Annotated in this window: 18 protein-coding genes and 1 tRNA gene; 18 read left to right on the forward strand and 1 reads right to left on the reverse strand. The window is 52.7% G+C overall.

From position 1 onward, the window contains the following. The first annotated feature begins 176 nt into the window (after nucleotides 1–176). The 17 genes from ppsA (at nucleotide 177) to HMPREF9453_RS06650 (ending at nucleotide 15,467) form a co-directional block, all read left to right on the forward strand. On the forward strand, nucleotides 177–2,579 hold the full coding sequence (gene ppsA, locus HMPREF9453_RS06575) for a phosphoenolpyruvate synthase (RefSeq protein ID WP_198004148.1): 2,403 nt from the start codon (nucleotides 177–179) through the stop codon (nucleotides 2,577–2,579). Nucleotides 2,580–2,681: 102 nt separating this feature from the next. Continuing rightward, entirely contained in the window at nucleotides 2,682–3,314 is a 633-nt protein-coding gene (locus tag HMPREF9453_RS06580) for a helix-turn-helix transcriptional regulator (protein WP_008859781.1), read from the forward strand. A gap of 13 nt (nucleotides 3,315–3,327) precedes the next feature. Then, a complete protein-coding gene (locus HMPREF9453_RS06585) occupies nucleotides 3,328–4,155 on the forward strand; it encodes a pyruvate, water dikinase regulatory protein (protein ID WP_008859782.1) in 828 nt (275 codons plus the stop codon). 830 nt (nucleotides 4,156–4,985) lie between these two features. Further along, a tRNA-Gly gene (locus tag HMPREF9453_RS06595) sits at nucleotides 4,986–5,059 on the forward strand. Nucleotides 5,060–5,250: 191 nt separating this feature from the next. Continuing rightward, complete coding sequence (locus HMPREF9453_RS06600) at nucleotides 5,251–5,544, forward strand: hypothetical protein (RefSeq protein ID WP_008859783.1); 294 nt, start codon at nucleotides 5,251–5,253, stop codon at nucleotides 5,542–5,544. Between the two features lie 175 nt (nucleotides 5,545–5,719). Further along, nucleotides 5,720–5,878: a hypothetical protein gene (locus HMPREF9453_RS11920; protein WP_156792544.1), complete on the forward strand. Its 159-nt coding sequence runs from the start codon at nucleotides 5,720–5,722 to the stop codon at nucleotides 5,876–5,878. Nucleotides 5,879–5,881: 3 nt separating this feature from the next. Next, nucleotides 5,882–6,493 carry a hypothetical protein gene (locus HMPREF9453_RS12095; protein WP_187368061.1) on the forward strand — a complete coding sequence of 204 codons (612 nt, stop codon included), beginning with the start codon at nucleotides 5,882–5,884 and terminating at the stop codon, nucleotides 6,491–6,493. A gap of 35 nt (nucleotides 6,494–6,528) precedes the next feature. Next, complete coding sequence (locus HMPREF9453_RS06610; protein WP_008859786.1) at nucleotides 6,529–7,476, forward strand: diguanylate cyclase; 948 nt, start codon at nucleotides 6,529–6,531, stop codon at nucleotides 7,474–7,476. A gap of 38 nt (nucleotides 7,477–7,514) precedes the next feature. Further along, the gene (locus HMPREF9453_RS12100) at nucleotides 7,515–7,865 is read left to right on the forward strand and encodes a hypothetical protein (protein ID WP_187368062.1); all 351 of its coding nucleotides are present in this window, start codon (nucleotides 7,515–7,517) and stop codon (nucleotides 7,863–7,865) included. A 105-nt stretch (nucleotides 7,866–7,970) separates the two neighbouring features. Continuing rightward, nucleotides 7,971–8,561, forward strand: a complete 591-nt coding sequence (locus HMPREF9453_RS06615) for a flavodoxin (protein WP_008859787.1) — start codon at nucleotides 7,971–7,973, stop codon at nucleotides 8,559–8,561. Nucleotides 8,562–8,575: 14 nt separating this feature from the next. Further along, complete coding sequence (locus HMPREF9453_RS06620) at nucleotides 8,576–9,001, forward strand: cupin domain-containing protein (RefSeq protein ID WP_008859788.1); 426 nt, start codon at nucleotides 8,576–8,578, stop codon at nucleotides 8,999–9,001. Then, nucleotides 8,998–9,429: a carboxymuconolactone decarboxylase family protein gene (locus tag HMPREF9453_RS06625; RefSeq protein WP_008859789.1), complete on the forward strand. Its 432-nt coding sequence runs from the start codon at nucleotides 8,998–9,000 to the stop codon at nucleotides 9,427–9,429. Before HMPREF9453_RS06620 ends, HMPREF9453_RS06625 begins: the two co-directional genes overlap by 4 nt. A gap of 156 nt (nucleotides 9,430–9,585) precedes the next feature. Next, nucleotides 9,586–10,938, forward strand: coding sequence for an MATE family efflux transporter (locus tag HMPREF9453_RS06630; protein ID WP_008859790.1), 1,353 nt, complete (start codon nucleotides 9,586–9,588; stop codon nucleotides 10,936–10,938). Nucleotides 10,939–10,989: 51 nt separating this feature from the next. Next, a complete protein-coding gene (locus HMPREF9453_RS06635) occupies nucleotides 10,990–11,496 on the forward strand; it encodes a pyridoxamine 5'-phosphate oxidase family protein (RefSeq protein WP_008859791.1) in 507 nt (168 codons plus the stop codon). 213 nt (nucleotides 11,497–11,709) lie between these two features. After that, the gene (locus HMPREF9453_RS06640; RefSeq protein WP_008859792.1) at nucleotides 11,710–13,458 is read left to right on the forward strand and encodes a 2-oxoacid:acceptor oxidoreductase subunit alpha; all 1,749 of its coding nucleotides are present in this window, start codon (nucleotides 11,710–11,712) and stop codon (nucleotides 13,456–13,458) included. Between the two features lie 2 nt (nucleotides 13,459–13,460). After that, on the forward strand, nucleotides 13,461–14,327 hold the full coding sequence (locus HMPREF9453_RS06645; RefSeq protein ID WP_008859793.1) for a 2-oxoacid:ferredoxin oxidoreductase subunit beta: 867 nt from the start codon (nucleotides 13,461–13,463) through the stop codon (nucleotides 14,325–14,327). Nucleotides 14,328–14,408: 81 nt separating this feature from the next. Beyond that, a complete protein-coding gene (locus HMPREF9453_RS06650; RefSeq protein WP_008859794.1) occupies nucleotides 14,409–15,467 on the forward strand; it encodes a tetratricopeptide repeat protein in 1,059 nt (352 codons plus the stop codon). Nucleotides 15,468–16,203: 736 nt separating this feature from the next. On the opposite strand, the gene HMPREF9453_RS06660 is transcribed toward HMPREF9453_RS06650, so the two are convergent. After that, the gene (locus tag HMPREF9453_RS06660; RefSeq protein ID WP_008859795.1) at nucleotides 16,204–16,653 is read right to left on the reverse strand and encodes a MerR family transcriptional regulator; all 450 of its coding nucleotides are present in this window, start codon (nucleotides 16,651–16,653) and stop codon (nucleotides 16,204–16,206) included. 527 nt (nucleotides 16,654–17,180) lie between these two features. Here HMPREF9453_RS06660 and HMPREF9453_RS06665 point away from each other — a divergent pair. Next, the gene (locus HMPREF9453_RS06665) at nucleotides 17,181–18,536 is read left to right on the forward strand and encodes an S-layer homology domain-containing protein (RefSeq protein WP_008859797.1); all 1,356 of its coding nucleotides are present in this window, start codon (nucleotides 17,181–17,183) and stop codon (nucleotides 18,534–18,536) included. The last annotated feature ends 2,174 nt before the right edge of the window (nucleotides 18,537–20,710 follow it).

Below are 20,710 nucleotides of genomic sequence, written 5' to 3' on the forward strand. Positions count from 1 at the left end.
CCGGGCCACCCAGTGGCCCCATAAGGATATCATTGTTTTTCTAAAAAGGCTGTCTTTGTATCATAAAGTACCTTGACTTTTGTTGTATAAAGGTATACTATAAATTTGCTGATGCGAAATAGTGTACAAGAAATTCAAGCTTATTTATTTCTTATCTTCATACCTTAAGGAGGGCTATGATGGACGCAAGAGAAAATGCTTATGTTTTATGGTTTGATGAACTGCACAGAAAGGATGTAGCACTGGTAGGCGGGAAGTCTTCTTCCCTGGGTGAACTGACCACCTCCACCGGTGTTCCCGTTCCCTACGGATACGCTACCACAGCTCATGCATACCGCTATTTCATGGAAACCACGGGACAGAACAAGAAGATCCATGAACTGCTGCAGGATCTGAAAGACGTGGAAGATTCTGTGGAACTTCATGAAGTCTGCACCAAGATCCGTGAAAGCATCGTTTCCGCTGAAATGCCGGAAGACCTGGCCAAAGCCATCGGCGACGCTTACGAAGAACTGGCTAAAAAAGTGGACCAGGAAAACCCCTATGTGGCTGTCCGCTCTTCCGCCACTGCCGAAGACCTGCCGGATGCTTCCTTTGCAGGCCAGCAGGATACCTACCTCAATGTCACCGGCCGTGACATGGTAATCCGCAAGGTGAAGGAATGCTACGCATCCACCTTTACCGACCGTGCTGTATACTATCGCGCAAAGAAACATTTCGACCATGAAAATGTAGCCCTTTCCGCTGCTGTCCAGATGATGGCCGATTCCAAGGTGGCCGGCGTCATGTTCACCGTGAACATTGCCAACGGCGACGATTCCTGCGTCATGATCGAAGGCTCCTGGGGCCTTGGGGAATACGTGGTCCAGGGCACTGTGACACCGGATAATTTCATCGTCAACAAAGCAGACCTTACCATTAAATCCCGCATTGTGAATGAAAAGTCCATTGAACTGGTGCGTAAGCCCGGCGGCGATGTAGAAGAAAGAAAGGTGCCCGAAGAGCTGGCTAAATCCCAGGCTCTCACCGATGACCAGGTAGTGAAACTGGCAAGCTATGCCAAAGCCATTGAAAAACACTATGGCTGCTACATGGATATGGAATGGGCTGTAGACCACCAGGACCGCATCTGGATCCTCCAGGCCCGTCCGGAAACTGTATGGTCCAAGAAGAATAAAGAAAAGAAAGCTGGAAATGGAGAAGTGAAAATGACAACTGATCATAAGGTACTGGTTAAAGGTCTTCCTGCAAGCCCGGGAATGGCAGCAGGCAAATGCCACGTAATTACAGATCCGAAAGATATTGATGAATTCCAGGAAGGCGAAGTCCTCGTTACCACCATGACCTCCCCGGACTGGGTACCGGCCATGAAGAAGGCTGTTGCCATTGTAACTGATGCCGGCGGCATGACCTGCCATGCATCCATCGTTTCCCGTGAACTGGGCATCCCCTGTGTGGTAGGCACCAAGAGCCGCAGCGTGGAAGCCACCAAGGTACTGAAATCCGGTCAGGACATCACCATTGATGCCCAGAACGGCGTAGTCTATGAAGGCATTGTAGAAGACCTGGTGAAGAAGGACGAACCGAAACAGGCAGCCGGCGCAGCAGGCACCACCGTTGTGGCAGCTGAATACTTCGCACCCACCGGCACCGGCGTCATGATGAACCTGGGCGATCCGGACCTGGCTGACAAATACGCAAGCCTCCCCTGCGACGGCATCGGCCTGATGCGTGAAGAATTCATCTGGACCACCTTCATCCATGAACATCCGCTCTACCTCATCGAACAGGGCAAACCGGAAAAAGTCATCGACATGCTGGCCGAAGGCATTTCCAAAGTATGCCGTGCCCTGGCTCCGCGGCCCGTGGTACTCCGCTTCTCCGACTTCAAGTCCGGCGAATACAGAAACCTCAAAGGCGGCGACAAATACGAACCGGTAGAACCGGCTGACCTCCTGGGCTGGAGAGGCGCATCCCGCTACTACGATCCCAAGTACACCGCAGCTTTCCGTCTTGAACTGAAAGCTGTCAAGAAAGTCCGTGAAGAATACGGCCTGAAGAACCTGAACTGCATGATCCCCTTCTGCCGCACCGTAGCAGAAGCAGCCAAAGTCACTGCCATCATGAAAGAAGAAGGACTGGAAAGAGGTCCGGACTTCAAACTCTTCCTCATGGCTGAAATCCCGTCCAACATCATTCTGGCTGACCAGTTCAACCAGTACATCGACGGCTACTCCATCGGCTCCAACGACCTGACCATGCTCATCCTGGGCTGCGACAGAAACAACGACACCGTGTCCGCCCTCTTCGATGAAAGAAATCTGGCCATCAAGAGAGCTGTCCGCCACCTCATCGCCACCGCCCACAAAGACGGCAAGACCGTTTCCATCTGCGGCCAGGCACCTTCCGTATATCCTGATTTCACCGAATTCCTGGTAAAGAGCGGCATCGACTACGTATCCGTCAACCCGGATATGGTGAAGGCCACCAAGAGAAATGTGGCCCGCATTGAACAGAGACTCATGCTGGACGCTGCTACCGGAAGAGGTCTGAAAGAAGTAGAAGACTACAACTGGTAATCAGGCCAGATTCCGCAGCCTGACGAATATGACGAATATTCTGTAAGCCGGGGCTGCTCTGCAGCCCCGGCTTCTTACTACAGCGAAAAGAAAGGAGTCAACATGCAGCTCACCAGCCGCCAGAAAGAAATTACCCGCATTGTGCGGGAAAACGGCCCCATCACCGGTGAAATGATTGCAGAACGGCTTCACGTGACCAGAAGCGCCCTTCGCGGCGACCTGGCAGTCCTTCTCTCGGGAGAAGTGATTGCTGCCAGACGCCGTCTGGGCTACTACTACCTTGGCGGCGGAGAGGACCCTGCAGCAGCAGAAATCCGCTCCTGCACCGCCGAAGCCTGTATGTCCCGCCCCGTCCTGGTGAATGCCGATTCCAATGCCTACGATGCCGCTGTCCTTCTTTTCACCGAAGACATAGGCACCCTCTTCGTAGGAAAAGAAGACGATGTACTGGGCGTGGTATCCCGGAAGGACCTTTTGAAATCCGCCATGGGCCGGGAAGACCTGGCCAAAGTGCCCATTTCCATGGTCATGACATCCCGCTCCAAAATGATTTACGCAGAGCCCGACGAAGACATGGTTTCCATTGCACAGAAACTCATCGATTACGAAATCGACTGCCTGCCCGTAGGCACCTTCAGAGATGTGGAGGGAGAAAGGAAATTCCAGCTGAAAGGCCGGATTTCCAAAACCAATATTACCCGCCTTTTCCTGGAACTGGGAAAAGGCAGAAGATAAGGAGGCTAAGCCCTTGAATAAAATACCGGAAGTCTATGTGGTTTCTGATTCCCTGGGCGATACGGCAGAAAGCGTGGCCAAAGCCACCATCAGCCAGTTTGATGAAGACATAGACATTGTGCGGGTCCCCTTCATCCGCCATGCGGAACAGATACAGAAAGTCATAGAAGAAGCAGCCCAGCACCACGCCGTGGTCTGCCACACCCTGGTGAGCCCGGAACTCCGCCAGACCTTTGAAAAAATGGCAGAAGCAAAAAACGTACGGTATGTGGATATCCTGGGACCCATGATGGACATGGTGGGATCCATTTCCAGCACCAAACCCAGAATGAAACCGGGAATTATCCATAAACTGGATGAAGAATACTTCCGCAAAGTGGAAGCCATCGAATTTGCGGTAAAATACGACGACGGCAAAAACCCTGCCGGCTTCTCCAAGGCCGATGTGGTTTTGATCGGCGTGTCCCGTACCTCCAAAACACCGCTGTCCATGTACATGGCCCACAAGAAATACAAAGTAGCCAACCTTCCTCTGGTACCGGAAGTGCCGCTGCCGGAAGAAATCTTCCACATTCCGCCTTACCGCATTATCGGCCTCATTATCGACCCCTACAAACTCAATACCATCCGGAGCGAACGAATGAAAGCCCTGGGCTTCTCCGGCACTGCCAACTACACCGACATTGCCCGCATAGAAGATGAACTCTCCTACGCCAAGGAAGTCATGCGCCAGCTCCACTGCATGGTCATCGACGTATCCAACAAGGCCATCGAAGAAACGGCCAGCCGCATCATGGCCATCGTCCAGAGAAACAAAGAACTCTACGGCGATAAATACTGACAAGGAAAAGACTGCAGAGACAGAAAACTCTGCAGCCTTTTTTGCGTCCCATGCTTTGCTGAAAGGGGGGCAGCGGCTAATCACCAGAATGCCTATCATGGCCTATGACATAGAAAGCCAAATCCGTAACGCTGACTTCTTAGGGACACGCCCTTTTGGGGCGTGAGGGTTCAGGTGCCTTCGGCGCCCGGGTTCTATCGTTCATGTGCTGCGCACCGAACGATGGGTTCGGCCCACAGAGCGGGCTGGTTCAGAGGGGAGTTTTATATACCGCTGCCTGGGGCAGCGAAAACCGTACAACCGCCCTGACGGGCGAGGAAATGCATTCCCCCTTTGGTGGCTGGCGCCACCACTTTTCCCCCCGCAAGCGGGGGCACTATGGATGCTTAGCCATGGAGCCATGTCTCCGCAGGAAAGCATAGAGCAATTTATTCTGTCCCCCGGATGGGGGAAAGTCCGGCGCAGCCGGATAAGGGGGAGCCGCGCAGCGGCTAATCACCAGAATGCTTACTATGCCATATGACACAGAAAGGTAAATCCCGTAACGCTGACTTTATAAGCATTGCCCGCAGGGCAATCCGCCACCCTCAGCGCCGTAGGCGCTGTCGCCCCCTGAGCGAAAGCGAACATAACCCTTCTACACAACCCGCGGCGCCAGCCGCGCCCCTTTTCTTTAAAATCTGCGGCGAAGCCGCCACCACCACCCTCTGAACCTTTTGAACCTTCTGAACACTCTGAACCCTCGCGCCCTTTGGGCGCGTCTCTGACCCATCCCGCAAAACCTACTGGCAAAAGCGGCCCAGATATGATATCATGATAAGGTAACTGATGCGGGTGTAGTTCATCGGTAGAACGCCAGCTTCCCAAGCTGGACAGGAGGGTTCGACTCCCTTCATCCGCTCCAGAAGATAAGGGAACTGTGAAGAAAGGGCGATCCATTCTTCACAGTCTTTTTTTATGTTCTAAAGAACAGCATTCCTTCCTGGAAAGAGGTATGATGAAGAAAACTTTGAAATTCTATTTACAATAATTACTTTAAGTAATATAATGGCATAAACAGCCAATTCATTGGCTGCAGGAAAGGAGTAGATAGAAATGAAAAAAATTACCATGGCTCTCGCAACTGCAGGAATCGCATTGTCCTGCATTTCCATGGGCGTACAGGCCGCTGACGGCACCGCCGCCGGAGATCCGGGAAGAGACTGGCGCATTGCCCTTTATAACGCTGAAAAGAAAGGCCAGCCGGATCAGAACCAGGATATCCACCTCTCGGCTCAGCAGAAGGCAGATGTGGAATCCAATAAGGATGCTGTGCAGAAAGCCGATGTGAATGACGTGCACCAGCAGGGCAGAGATTGGAGAATTGCCCTGAAGAACGCTGGTAAATGATTTTTCTAGTATTTTAAAACCCTGACTGAGAAAATGCCGGACCTGGGTCCGGTATTTTTTCGCAGTTTATGCGGCTTGTTTCCCTTTTTTAAAAGTGTATAATGGAACCGTAATAGGAAGGTATCCTGGTTTTTAATGAAAGGCCGGTATGATGATGTGTAGAATCAGGTGGATTGTGAAATCACTGAGCTTACCCGTTATGATAGCCGGCCTTTTGCTGACCTTTGGCCTGGACTGCTTTCTTTATATCAGTCACCAGCAGAAGGAAGGGGAAATCTTTACGCCCTATGCCATCCATCGACTGGAGGGCATAGACGGCATGGTGAAATGGTAGGATGTGGTAACCAAGATTATGGCCTCCGAGCTGGAGGCTGACCCGGCAGACTACATGGCCCATCTCCAGGAACCGGCCATGGTGATGGCCATGAATCCCATGATCCGGAGCATCCAGATTCTGCCGGAAAAGGGAGAACCGGTGGTGTTTACGGCGGAAGATACGAGAAAGATGGATTTTCCCCGCTTCCTGGAAGGTTCCTTGAAGAAGGCTGCGGACACGGCGCGCATGGAACACCGGCTGGTGCTGGTGGACTCTCTGGACCTGGGACTTCCCTATAAAATGATGGCCTTTCTGCGCCCTGTGTACCGTCATGACGAGAATGGCAACGAATCCTTCTGGGGCTATATTATACTGGCCGTAGAGCAGCGCCGGGTCATGAGCACTGCCAATATTTCCAATCTGGGCGCCCAGCAGCTGGACTTCAGCCTCTATCACCGCTATGGCTGGGAAGATACTCCGCATCTGGTGAAGGAGCGGGGCATGACGGAACAGGGGAATCCCCATGCGGAAAGAATCATTGCCGGAGATCTGTGGTCCATTGTGCTGCGGCCCCAGGGAGCCACATTAACTGGCTGCTTCTCTTCTTCGCCACCATATCAGGCTTTTCCCTGACCACCCTCATTGCCTTCCTTCTCAGGAAAAATGGGGTGCTGAAAAAGGCCAATGGTGACCTGAAGCGGAGCGGCGGCAGGGATCCTTTGACCGGCGTGTTTAACCGCAAAGGCGGCGACGAGGCGGTGGCGGACTATATGAAGGCCCATGCCGGCCAGAAAGCGATGGTGCTGGCTCTGGATATCGATAACTTCAAGCTGGTGAACGATGTGTACGGACACAGCGTAGGCGACGAAGCCCTGAAAACGCTGGTCCGGGATATGAGGGAAACCTTCGGCGAAGAATCCATCATCACCCGAAATGGCGGCGATGAATTCATTCTTTTCCGCCCCTACGAGGACTTGAGCTCCATTACCAGAGCCATGGATGATTTTACCCAGACTCCCCATACCTTCATGGCCGAGAAGAGGGAAGTGAAATTTTATGCCTCCCTGGGCTGCGCTGCCTATCCGGAACAGGGCGATTCCTACGGTAATCTCTGCATTCGCGCCGACTATGCCCTTTACGGAGCCAAGCTCAATGGCAAGGCCGGCTGGCGCCAGTTTGACGGTTCCATTACGGTTACTGACAAACGGTCCCAGTTCGGTTTCAACCTTACCGATGTGGCCGACCATCTTCCCGGCGGCATTCTGGTACTGAAGGCCACGAAAAAAGGAGAAATCCTCTTTGCCAACAAGGTGATGGTGGACCTTCTGGAATGTGACGACTACGAAGACTTCACGAAATACACCGGCGGCACCTTCTTCTCTGTGGTCCATCCCGATGACAGAGATCCCATGAAAAAAGAATTCCACCGCCAGCTCTCCAGGACGGATAATCCGGGACAGATTGACTTCCTTTCCTTCCGCATGGTGACGAAAAAAGGCCATATCATCGAAGTAGACGATGCGGCCAGAAAGTTCAGGAATCCTTTCTATGGAGACCTCTACTATGTATACCTTTACGCCAGACAGGACCGGCTGAAAATCACGGGAAAGGAATAGGGGACTCCTAAGCTGGTGATGGGGCGGTGAAGAAATACATGAATGACACAGATACGATTTCGCCCGTCATTTCGACCGAAGCGGAGTGGAGAAATCTCACGCCCCATGGTACAGGGAGCATAGCGGCAGGAGTTCTCTCGGCTCAGAGTCTCGAGAGCCCGGATCTTTCTCCCATACCGGCAGGTTTCTCCGCTCGAGATGACCTATGGGCCTACATCTTGCCATCAGAAAACCGTTATGGAAAAAAAGGCTGTGAAGAAATGATTTGCATGTCTTCACGGTCTTTTTTTGGTGGGAGAAATTCCATGGGGCTGCGAAGTGATGGCACACTCTGGAAGTTTCCTGCCCATCTTGTCACATCCATGCCTTTGGGGCATAAATTTCTGTAAAAACAAGGTATTGGATAGGAAGAAGGCCTTTTCCTATAATAAGGAGAAAGGGTAAAAGTACTACTCTGGAATAAAAGGGTTGTGAATTGAAACAGGAGGTTTACTATGTGGAAAAAAGCAGTCATGGGAATGGCAGTGGCAGCAGCGGCCTTGACAATGAGCGCCTGCGGCGGCGCCTCTCAGGGGAGCGGCAGTTCATCAGGAACGGCCGTGCCCCAGGGAAAGTCCATTGTGGTGTACTATTCCGCCAGCGGCCATACGAAGCAGGCGGCGGAAACCATTGCCAAAGAGACAGGCAGTGATCTCTTTGCCATTACGCCGAAGGTGCCTTATACGGAAGCGGATCTGGACTACAATAACAGCAGCAGCCGGGTGTCCATGGAACATAAAGACAGCTCCATCCGTCCGGAATATACGGGCGATGCAGCCAACTGGGATGATTACCGGGTCGTGTACCTGGGATATCCCATCTGGTGGGGCGAAGCGCCGGCCATTGTATATACCTTTACGGAACATCACAGCTTTGAAGGCAAAACAGTGATTCCCTTTGCCACCTCCTACAGCAGTCCCCTGGGAGACAGCGGGGAAAACCTGGCCCGGGCTGCCAAAACAGGCACCTGGCTTCCCGGTGAATGCTTCACCGGCGGCGGGAAAACCGATGATGTGCTCGGGTGGATTCATTCGTTGAAGAAATAAGAAAGACGCACCCCATGAACAAGGAAGAAATCAGAAAAGCACTGGAAGAAAAAGGCGCCGTCATGGAAATAGGAAGCCCCAACGACGGGTATGCCCGCTTTTTCACCGGCAGAAGCTGGCTTGCCAGCCTGTCTGAAGACAAAGATATTCCCGTGTACAACGTGACCTTTGAAAACGGCGCCCACACTCACTGGCACATCCATCACGGCACCAGCCAGGTGCTGATTGTGGTATCGGGGAAGGGGTACCTGCAGTATGAAGGGCAGGCGCCCCGGGAACTTCATCCCGGCGACGTGGTGACCATCCCGCCGGAAGTCAAACACTGGCACGGCGCCGCTCCGGGCTGTCATTTCCAGCACATTTCCCTTTCCAGGGATGGAGAAGGGGTATCCAATGAATGGCTTGAGCCGGTGGACGAAAAAGGATTTGAGAAATTATGAAATGGAATAGAAAAAAGGTACTTTCTGCTTTCATTGCTGCCATCATGGTCATGGCCGGCATGGAAGTTTCTGCAGAAGCGACGAAAGGAGAACCTGTGACAAAGAAAATCGTACAGACCGCAGGCAGGGACGTGCTGGGACAGACGGCTCCCGACTTTGCCCGCTACAATGATGACATTCTCTTCGGGGAAGTATGGAACAAGCAGGACGCACTGTCTGTGAAGCAGCGCTGCCTGATTACGGTCATATCCCTGGTGAGCCAGGGCATCACCGATTCTTCCCTCAAGTACCACATCCAGAATGCCAAAAATAATGGAGTCACCCTGAAAGAAATGGCGGACACCCTGACCCAGGTGGCCTTCTACGCCGGCTGGCCCAAAGCCTGGGCGGCCTTCCGACTGGTGAAGGAAGTCTATGAAGTGCCATAAACCATGATTCCCGGGCGCCGGGGCAGGCGTCAAATCATGATTTGCAAAAAGGAGACAGTTTCTTACTCCTTCATGGTTCCGTGATTGTGATGATATAATAAAGGCGTCGGCGAAGAGCCGGCGCTTTATGTATATGATGGCAAAGGGGGAAGGACAATGAAGAAAATGGATATGATCCATGGCTCCATCGCAGACAAGACCTGGTCCTTTGCGCTGCTGCTGGCTATGACAGGCATCTGCCAGCAGCTTTTTAATGCAGCGGACATCCTCATTATGGGCCGCTTTGTAGGGAAAAGCGCCATGGCCGCCGTGGGGAGCAATGGGCCCGTGGTAGGCATCATTGTGACTCTCTTCATCGGCATCTCCCTTGGCGCCAATGTGGTGATTTCCCAGCTCACCGGCCGAAAGGACCGGCAGGGCGTGACCAGGGCCGTACACACCGCCATTCTTTCTTCCCTCATCGGCGGCCTTATCATGATGGCAGTAGGGGAAATGGCAGCATCGCCCCTGATGGACCTTCTTTCCGTACCGGAAGAAGTGCGGCCCTTGTCCCTCCGTTACCTGCGCATCATATTCCTGGCCCTGCCGGGCATACTGATGTACAACTTTACCTCCGCCATTTTCAGGAGCCAGGGAGATACCAGGACTCCCTTCCTGTGCCTTTTCATTTCCGGCATGGTGAAGGTGGCATCCAGCCTGTTCTTCGTCCTGGGCATGGGCATGGATGCAGACGGCGCAGCGGCCTCCACCGTATGCTCCACCCTTCTGAGCAGTTTCATGCTCCTTGCCCTTCTGTCCCATACATCCCTCTCTGTCCACCTGTCCTTGAAGGAAGCGGCTTTCGACTGGTCCATGCTGAAGAAAATCCTCTCCGTAGGCATGCCTGCCGGCGTCCAGGGTGCTGTTTTCAGCCTTTCCAACATTGTCATCCAGTCTGCCATCAACAGTCTGGGAACAGAAGTGATGGCCGCCTCGGCGGCAGCCTTCAACCTGGAAATCATTGCCTACTACGTCATCAATGCCTTCGGCCAGGCCTGCACCACCTTCACCGGCCAGAACTACGGCGCCGGGCTCTTCTCCCACTGCCGGAAAATCTTTCGCATCACCTTCCTTCAGGGCTTTTGTGCCATGGCGGCGGTGTGCGGCCTTATCCTTTTCCTGGGCAGGCCCCTCCTTTCCATTTTCAGCACCGACAGGGGTGTCATTGACTTGGGTTATATCCGGCTGGCCTATATTCTGGGCGCCGAAGTGCTGGACCTTATCATCGAAATGGTATCCGGCTTCCTCCGGGGCTTTGGGAAATCCCTGGGGCCTGCCATCATGGTGACCATCATCATCTGCGGCTCCCGCATTCTCTATGTGGCCACATTCTTCCAGTGGAGCCCCACCTTCCATACCTTGATGGCCGTCTACCCTGTAAGCTGGCTGCTCACGGACCTGGGCATGGGAGCTGTCCTCTTCTACTACAGGAAACTCTACATGGCAGAGGATAGGAAAATAGAAATATAGAGACCCTCCCTGCCTTCATAGGGTATAATACATAAAAAGGAGGATACTGCCATGGAAATGGAACATCGACCTATGCGAAGGAAAGACAGACTGGTAACAGAGGAAGGGGAGATACGCCGCATCCTGGATGCCTGCGGCATCGTGCACCTGGGACTTTATGACGAAGGACGGATTTACGTGGTGCCGGTGAATTATTCCTATACCTATGAGGGAGGGAAACTGTCCCTCTTCTTCCACGGCGCCACGGCCGGACTGAAAAGGGAACTCATAGAAAAGGACGGCCGCGCCGGTTTTGAAATGGATACAGGAGAAAAGGTCATTCCCCATGATACCAACCCCGCCCTCTATACTAATGCCTACATGAGCATCATCGGCAGCGGCCGGATTTCCATCATCCAAGGGAAGGAAGAAAAGAAAGAAATCCTCACATCCTTCATGAAGCAGATTTCAGGAAAAGACTGGACCATCACCGACGGTATGCTGAAGGGCTGTGAAGTGTACCGCCTGGAGGCCGACGAATTCCAGGCCAAGCGGAACTGCCCCGGGAAAAGACAGTGATGGGAGAATAGAGCAAAGAAAAAGAGGACGCCCTTCAAAGGGCGCTCTTTTTTATGGTGCCTTCCCTTCTTTTTGCGCTCTCGATTTCCATTTTTTTCAAGATTTCTCGGGCCTTAAGTGGTATAATGAAAATGTGTGAGTATGTGTAAAAGCGATTCACCTATATAGATTTCTTAACATTTCCCGTGATTCATCACCAAGGAGGCAGATGGAGTGGAAACGAAACGTGATTTTATTTGGAAAATGGGCGGACAGCAGGGACAGGGCGTAGAGTCCTGTGGCGAAATCCTGGGTCGTGTGCTGGCACAGGAAGGATATTCCCTTTTCAGCCAGCGTCTTTTTGCATCCCGCATTAAAGGCGGTCATACAACCATTGCTCTTCGCATTGCCACAAAGGAAGTGGCTACCATTGGCGAGCATGTAGACTGCCTGGTAGCCCTGGACCAGGAGACTATCGATCTCCACGGCAAAGAAGTGCCGGAAGGGGGTGTCATCATTGCTGACGATGCTTTCCATCCAAAATTTGAAGCCCACAGCGGCCGCATCGTGCTGGCTCTTCCTATTACGGAACTGGCCAAAAAGTACGGCAGCCTGCAGATGAAGAATATTGCAGCCCTGGGCATGAGCGCCGGCGTGCTGGGATTCCCGGAAAACCCCTTCTACGGGTTCATTGCAGACCGCTTTGCCAAGAAGGGCGAAGACATCATTACGAAGAACAAGGAAATCTTCAAGGAAGGCTATGATACCGCCATTGCTGCCATGCACGGCGTAGAACTGGGCAAGCTGGCGACACCGCCGAAAAAAGACCAGCTCTACCTTCTGGGCAACGAAGCCGCTGCGCTGGGCGCCATTTCCGCGGGATCCCGTTTCATGGCATCCTACCCCATTACCCCCGCTTCTGAAATCATGGAATACATGATTAAAGTGGTTCATAAAATCCATGGCACCGTGGTGCAGACAGAAGATGAACTGTCCTCCTGCATGATGGCCATGGGTGCCGGCTATGCCGGTGTCCGTGCCTTCACTGCCACCTCCGGCCCCGGGCTCTCCCTCATGGCGGAATCCATTTCCATGGCAGCCATGGCAGAAATCCCGGTAGTCATCATCGACGTCATGCGTGCCGGCCCATCCACCGGCATGGCCACCAAGGTAGAACAGAGCGACATCCGCTATGCCATTGCCTCGGGCCACGGCGATGCTGAAAAAATCGTGCTGGCCGCTTCCTCCATTGAAGACTGCTACTATATTACCCAGGAAGCCTTCAACCTGGCTGAAGAATTCCAGACCCCTGTCATCGTACTCTCGGACCTGCAGTTCGGTATGTGCAAACAGTCCGTACCGGCCTTTGACCTGAACCGCGTAGGCATCAACCGCGGCAAACTTCTCACCGAAGGCCTGCCGGAACTGGATACAAAGAAGAAGGCCTACTTCCACCGTTTTGAAGACAGCGAAGACGGCATTTCCCCAAGAACCATTCCCGGCGTGAAGAACGGCATGTTCCTTTCCACAGGCCTGGAACACAACGTATTCGGCAAGCCTGCTGAAGGCCAGGCCGACCGCGTCATGGAAATGGAAAAACGGCACCGGAAATTTGCAGCCGTTCCCCAGGCGGTGAAACCCTTCCATGTAACCCATGAAGACACAGACACTGACCTTCTCCTCATCGGCATTACCTCCACCAATGGAGCCCTGGAAGAAGCGGTGGAAGAACTGGAAGCAGAAGGAAAGAAAGTGAACCACCTCCAGCTCCGTCTCCTTTCTCCCTTCCCCACCGAAGCCCTCCGTCCCTATGTGGAAGGCGCAAAGAAAGTTCTCATCGTAGAAGAAGACCTGACAGCCCAGCTCCGTGAACTCTTTGCCATTCACTTCGACTGTCATGACAAACTGCTGTCCCTTCTCCAGTACGACGGCACACCCTTTACCACTTCTACCATTGTGAACAAAGCCAAGGAGGTTTTCTGATTATGGCTTCACCGAGAGACTATAAAAATACCATCGTACCAAACTGGTGCCCCGGCTGCGGCGACTACGGCATCCAGAATGCCATTTCCGCCGTGTGCGCTAAAAAAGGCTGGGCCAATGAAGAAATCACCCTGATTTCCGGCATCGGCTGCTCCTCCCGTATCGGCGGCTACCAGTACTGCTACGGCGCCCACACCACCCACGGCAGGGCCCTTCCCTTCGCCCAGGGCATCAAATGCGCCAACAAAGACACCCACCTCATCGTATGCTCCGGCGACGGCGACTCCTACGCCATCGGCCTTGGCCATGCCATGCATGCCATGAAGAGAAATATGGACATTACCTACCTGGTCTTCGACAACCAGGTCTACGGACTCACCAAAGGCCAGACATCACCGGCTTCCTCCAAAGGCTTCGTCACCAAAACCACGCCGGACGGAAACCCCCTGACCCCGCTGGCCGTACCGGCCATGGCCATTGCCGCCGGCGCCACCTTCGTGGCCCAGGCTTATGCCATTGACGGCAGAAACCTGGTGGACATCATCGAAAAAGCAGTGGACCACAAAGGATTCTCCTATGTGAACATCTTCACCCCCTGCGTCACCTTCAACCACATGAACACCGTCCAGTGGTACAACGAACACCTGAAAAAGATTTCCGATGTCCGTGAAACCTACGACCCCTCCAGTAAAGCCGAAGCCTTCCACCTCCTGGCGGAAACAGACAGCCTTGTCACCGGCGTCATTTATGAAGAAAAAGAAGGCGTCCCCTTCGGAGACATTGTTCCCTCCAAAGACGTACGGCTCATCGACCACGTAGAAAAGCCTTCCGAAGCACTCTTCGAAGACCTCTGCAAAGAATTCAGATAATCTCCATTGCCTGGCCCCGGGCCAAGCCTTTCTGGAGACATTTCAACGGCGGCTGGGCCGCCAAAAAGGAGCAGGACTATTATGGCATCTGATCGAATGATGGAATATTACTACTCCATGGGGCAGGACTGCCTTCATATGGGGGATATGGATGAGGCAGTCACATACTTCAGGAAAGCAGCCAATATGGGTGCCAGGGAAGCAGCCTATGAAATCTTCGTCCTGGGCCGCCAATGGGAAAAAGGCGACGGCCTGGACAAAGACGAAAGCAAAGCAGAAAACTGCTACAAAATCAGCGTGGACTATGGCATCGAAGAAGCAGGCCTGGCGCTGGGCAAACTCTACCTCCGCGGCATTAACGGCAACAAACCGAATCCCCGGAAGGCCAGGAGGATGCTGGAGCACTGCTCCGACGAAGGCAGCGCTGAAGCCGCCTCTCTTTTGGGCAAAATCTACGACGAAGGCATTATGGGCAAAGTCAACCAGGACCGAGCCTTCCGCTACTACCTTTTGGCAGCAGAAAGAGGCGATACCAGCGCCATGCTCATGACCGGCATGTTCTATGCCCAGGGCACCAGCACCCAGAAAGACCTGGCTGCGGCTGAAATGTGGATACGGAAAGGCCGGGACGAAGGAAATCCTGACGGAGACATGACCCTCCGGGGCTTCCTTTCCGTAGCCTGCGGCGAATACATTACCGGCGCCGCCGGCAGCGTGGACCCTGCCAAAGCCTGGCACATGGCAGAAGAGGCAGAAGCTCTGGGCGATAAAGAAGCCTTCCTCCGCCTGGGCCTTGCCTTCACGCACAGCGGCACCAAGGATCATGCTGTGAAAGCCTTCGAATGCTACAAACGGGCTGCCCGAAACAGCATCCCTGCTGCCTGGGCTGCCCTGGGCCTCTGCTACGAAGCAGGCATCGGCGTAGAGGAGGACATTGAGGAAGCAGTGAAACTCTACAAAAAAGCTGCAGAAAAAGGCGACCCCTTCGCCATGGCCCACTACGGCTATGCCCTGGCCAACGGGGAAGGCATAGAAAAAGACGAAAAAGCCGCCATGAGCTGGCTCATCAAAGCCGCCATGAAAGGCGACATGGGCGCCATCCACATTCTCAAAGAAGACTACAACTACGAACTCCGATAAACAGGCACAAAAAAGACCGGCCAGGGCCGGTCTTTTTTGTATGTCTTTATTCAGGTCAATAACAGTAAATGACTCTCCTCATGGCCATCCCGAGCGGAGGAACGTGCCGGTATAGGTGGTAAAGACTTCAGGCTCTGATGAAGCTCTGAGCCGAGAGATCTCCCGCCGTAATGCTGCCCGGACCATCAGAGGGGGAGATTTCTCCACTCCGCGCCGACCGTCGAAATGACGGAGGGCGCGGGCCGGCTTTTTGTGATCTGCGCCCCCTAAAGGGGAAACGACTCACTACATTTTGCGCGTCGCTAGCGCTCCTTCAAAATGTGTTCGCTGTGCACCGAAGGGCGCCACCACAATCCTTTGAACCCTCTGAACCTTATGAACCCTCTGAACCCTCACGCCCGCAGGGCGTGTCCACTGGTGCCCGCCGTCATCGTCATCTCGAGCGGGGCTGCGTGCCGGTATAGGGGCAGACAGGAACCGCTCCGATGATACTTTGAGCCCGGAGATTTCCTGCCTCAATGCTTCATGTACCATTGAGAAGTGAGATTTCTCCACTCTGTGGAGACTCTGCATAGAGTCTCCAAGTCAGCCGAAGTTGGCCTCTAGCCTGCACAATAAGAGGCTTTCCTATTGGCGGCTGACCGGCTTTCGTCGAAATGACGGGGGCGGGGGGCAGCGTTTCTGTCAATTGCTTCTTTTTGAAATGCCACTCTGCGGCGCCGCAAAAGGAGGCCCATTACTTCCTGTCGAAGAACTTCACCATATCCTGGGGGATATCTTTCTTCCGCAGTATGGCCGGCAGGTCGCCCTGGTCCAGAAACGTTCCTTTTTCAGAAAGAAGGGTATCCATGTAGGAGGCCGCCGCCAGCTTGTCCTCCTTATCCTTCACATCGGCCTTCAGCTGTTCCACGTGGCTCCGAAGGAGCACCTCCCGCTGCGGGCGGGTGGCCGGCCCCTGGAGGTAGAGGGAGAGGAAATGGCTGATTTCCTGAATGGACATATCCACATTCCGGAAAAACTGGATGAGCCGGAGCAGGGCGATGTCCCGGTCTGTGAAGATACGGACGCCGCCTACGCTCCTTCTTACAAACTGCAGCAGTCCCTTCTTGTCATAAAAGCGGAGCGTGGTGGCCGGAATGCCGGTGAGATTCACCACGTCCTTCATTGTATATAAACGCTCTGCCATAGGATTACCTCGATCATCATTTTCTTACAAAAAAACTGTGGCAGAGATACCGCATGACGCAGTTCCCTCCTCCAACAGTGACCTAAGTATAGCCCATAGAGCAGAGAACATGTCAATAGTACATCGGGGGGGGGGTAATAGAGTATGCTATTTATGAAATTTATAAAGAAGAGCGTAATATTTTAGCTGCGGACTCGGAGAAACCAGATAAAATTTTTTTATATTGACCGGGAGCCATTTTTTATATCCAGCAGGAAATACGGAAAAACAGGGGAAAAACAGATACTTAGAGTGAGGTACATAGAGGCATACCATAGAGCGGAGTCCGGTTATTGCGGCATTTTTTCGGAAATGGTACCGTAGATACAGCCACGGAAGAGCGGCCCCTCTTCCATGGTGGAAGGATAGTAAGAGAAAAAAGCAGGCAGAGGAAACACGGTCACTCGCGCAGACGCTTTTCATCTGAACTCCTGAACAACAAAAGGGCTCGGTTTTCTCTATTGTTTATTTCAAAGGAGCGAAGAACTATGAAAAAGATTCTCGCAATCGCAGCTGCAGCTGCACTCACCGCTGGCGTATCCGCATTCGCCGCAAATCCATTCTCCGATGTTTCCACCGATGACTGGGCTTACCAGGCAGTATCCGACCTCTCCGACCAGGGCGTTGTAGAAGGCTATCCGGACGGCACCTTCAAAGGCGAAAGAAACATTACCCGTTATGAACTGGCTCAGATCATTGCCCGCCTCATGGCAAAAGAAGACCAGCTGAACGCTGAACAGCGTGCAACCCTCGACAAACTGGCTGGCGAATACGCTGACGAACTGGCTAACCTGGGCGTTCGCGTTTCCAACCTGGAAAAGAAAGTCGGCAACCTCTACTGGTCCGGCGATGCTCGTATGCGTTATAAAGACAACAGCTATGACAAAGCTGATGGATGGGATGGCCGTATGAGAATCAACGTTAAGGGTCAGGTTAATGACTCCACCACCATCAATGGCCGTCTCACCTACAACATGAACTTCAAAGGCAACGATGGCAACAATGCCGGCAAAGTCACCATTAAAGATGGCGATGACAGCGCAAGTTTTGGCGACGACGACAATGGCGTGTACATGGATATCCTCAATGTTAAACATCAGTTTGGCAAAGACGTTGCTGTAACCCTTGGCCGTTATGCAAACAACTTTGGCAACCAGGGAAGCTGGCGTTTCGGCGACTCCCATGACTTCGACGGCGCTGAACTGTCCTATGGTGCTAATAAGTTCAACGCAGCTGTAGGCTTTGGCCGTTTCCAGACCAACTACAACAGCAATACTACTTACACAATTGATGATAATGGCGAGATTACCAAGACAGATGCAAACGCTCTGATTGATGATCAGGAAGCTCTGTATGTAAAGGCTGGTTATGACTTCAACTTCGCTAAACTGACTGCTGATTATCTGAAGTTTGAAAACAACAATGACAAACTGAATGATGAACTCTACGGTGTCGACCTTGCTATTCCATTCGGCAAGGCTTGGAACCTTCAGGGCGAATATGTAAAGAATACCACCACTGACTACTCTAACGATGATGCTTGGAATGTTGGCCTCCAGTATTCAACCCTGAACTGGAAGAAACCTGGCACCTTCGGTCTGGGAGTTTGGTACAATGATATCGGTTCTGCTACTTACCTCGGTGGCTCTGGCCTCAGCACCAACATTCTTGATGGAATTGCTGCTAACAAAGGTGATAATGAACTGAAGTTCTGGAATGTTATCGGCGATGTAACACTCCTGAAGAACGTAAACCTCCACGCTGAATATGCATTCGGTGCGGACCTTGATAAGGGCTCCGATCCGGATGACGCTTGGACCGTTTCCCTGAACTACAAATTCTAATTTCTGAAAAGAAAAGAGAATATAGTTTCATAAACAAAGAAGAAGCTCTCGAAAGAGGGCTTCTTTTTTGTGCCGCTTTCTGTGGAGTCTTGGGAGGCGGGGAACACATAGGGAAAATTGTAAATGGTAAATTGTAAATGGTAAATGAAGGTGGGCGCCTGCGGCGCCAGTATGAATAAAAGGGGAACGGCTCAAACCCTTGCGTCCCTCAAGGGGAAATGAGGAATGGGGGCAGGAGATAGTGAGCCATATGCTCTTTGCACCATCCTTTGAACTCTCTGAACCCTTGTGAACACTTTTCACTAAAATGAGATAACTTGTCCCACCCACGGATTATATAAGCAGAGAGGCGAAAAGGCCTGGCAAAAGTCCTTCATCATCCCGCGAAGCGCTCTATCCATGGAAGCGGGAAAGTAAGGAACGGAGCCTTCATGAATTTCACCTCTCCGGCGCGCCGAAAAACTCTATAAAAACTCCTGAAGATGACCTGCTAGACATCCTGGTGGCAATATAGCGTACTTTTTCTTCTTTGACGACACAGGCATTCCGTCTCAGCGGCTACCCCTGGCCGATTCACTGAAGAAGGTAACCTTGAGGCCCTACCGCGCATCAGCATGGGACGAATCAGGAGTTTTTGTGATGAATGAAAAGGAAAAAGGGGCTGTGAAGAAATGATTGATTTCTCCTCGGATAGTTAGACATTGGGCGGCAGACGCCTTATTATAGGTCTGCAAGGAACAAATTGACGCAAACGCTCACCCCGCTTCATTGTCATTTCGACCGAAGCGAAGCGGAGTGGAGAAATCTCCCTCTCCCAATGGCACAAGCAGCATTGGGGCGGAGATCTCTCGACTCAGAGTCTCAATAGAGCCAAATACCTTTGCTCTCATATCGACATGCAGCTCCGCTCGAGATGACAATGCGGAGAACAGCATACTGTTATTTTTGGCAATTTTCTGAGTTTATAACCGAGGTGGAAAAGGGGCTGTGAAAAAATGATTAAACATTTTTTCACAGCCCCTCTTTTGTGTCTGAAATTTCCTACATACAGGGAACTTTCCGGAAAAGCAAAAAAATTCCGACTGGTAATCGGAATTTTTGAGAAAAAGCAATTTTTATAGGATATAGGTGGAAAATAACAAAGGCACGAAAAGCGTTGACACCATACGATTCCTGCACCATTCAGGAGCTTCCCCCTTTGGTGGCTGTGCCACCACCTTTGCCCCGGTGGGAAGCGTGTCACTGGATTCTCAGTCGCCTGCGGCTCCCTACGAATCCAGTTCCCTTGCCACCCCGCAAGCGGTGGGACAATAAAGCTCTGCAAGGCTATTATCTCATAAGTAGCACAAGGCACAGCACGGGTTGTTCTGCCACCGCTTGCGGGGGAAGTCCCGCAAAGCGGGATAGGGGGCGGCCGCCAAAGGCGGCCAATTCAGCACGTTACTAAGTACCGTAAAGATACATTAATCATTGCGTCCCCTTTGAGGAAGAGGAAACACGATTCGTAGGGGAGCAAAGCGACCTGGGAATCCAGTGACATGTTTCCCATCGGGGCGAAAAGGGCCACGTGCATGAAAACTTGCCTCCCCCTGCTTGCAGGGGGAGGGGAACCGCGTGAGCGGTGGAAGGGGTTGGTAAGAACCGGGAAGATGCACTAAGGTACAGCAGGCCGCCGTTTGGCGGGCAGATTGGCAATGGAGTTTCATATCGGCGCTCCGCCTCGTACACCCTTTGCCGCTTCGCGGCGTTCCCCTCAAGGGGAAACGGGAGATTGGGACGGGTAAACCATTGAGGCATATTCTTCTTGTATCCTTTCGGCGCTTTCCCCCTTTGGTGCCTTCGCCACCACCTTTCCCCCGGAGGGGAAACTTTTCTCTCCGCTATATAATGAGCAGCTTAAGTTAGCGCAAGGAGAAGAATAGAGCAAATCTCCCCCTGCGGGGGAGACGCCGCCGCAGGCGGCAGAGGGGGTGCATTTCCAACGGGCGAAGCCCGGTTGGCATGTTTTCCCTGCCCGACAGGGCGGGCTTTTAAGGTTTAATCAAAAGAGGCGCCCTTTTTATCGTAAGGGGGCCCACCGCTATGGCCGCCGTTAGGCGGCATATAAAAATAACGCCCGCAATGCGGGCGTTTCCTTCCCCTCTGAACCCTTTGAACCTTCTGCACCCTCTGAA

This window comes from Dialister succinatiphilus YIT 11850 (genome assembly GCF_000242435.1).
GTDB classification, from domain to species: domain Bacteria; phylum Bacillota; class Negativicutes; order Veillonellales; family Dialisteraceae; genus Dialister; species Dialister succinatiphilus.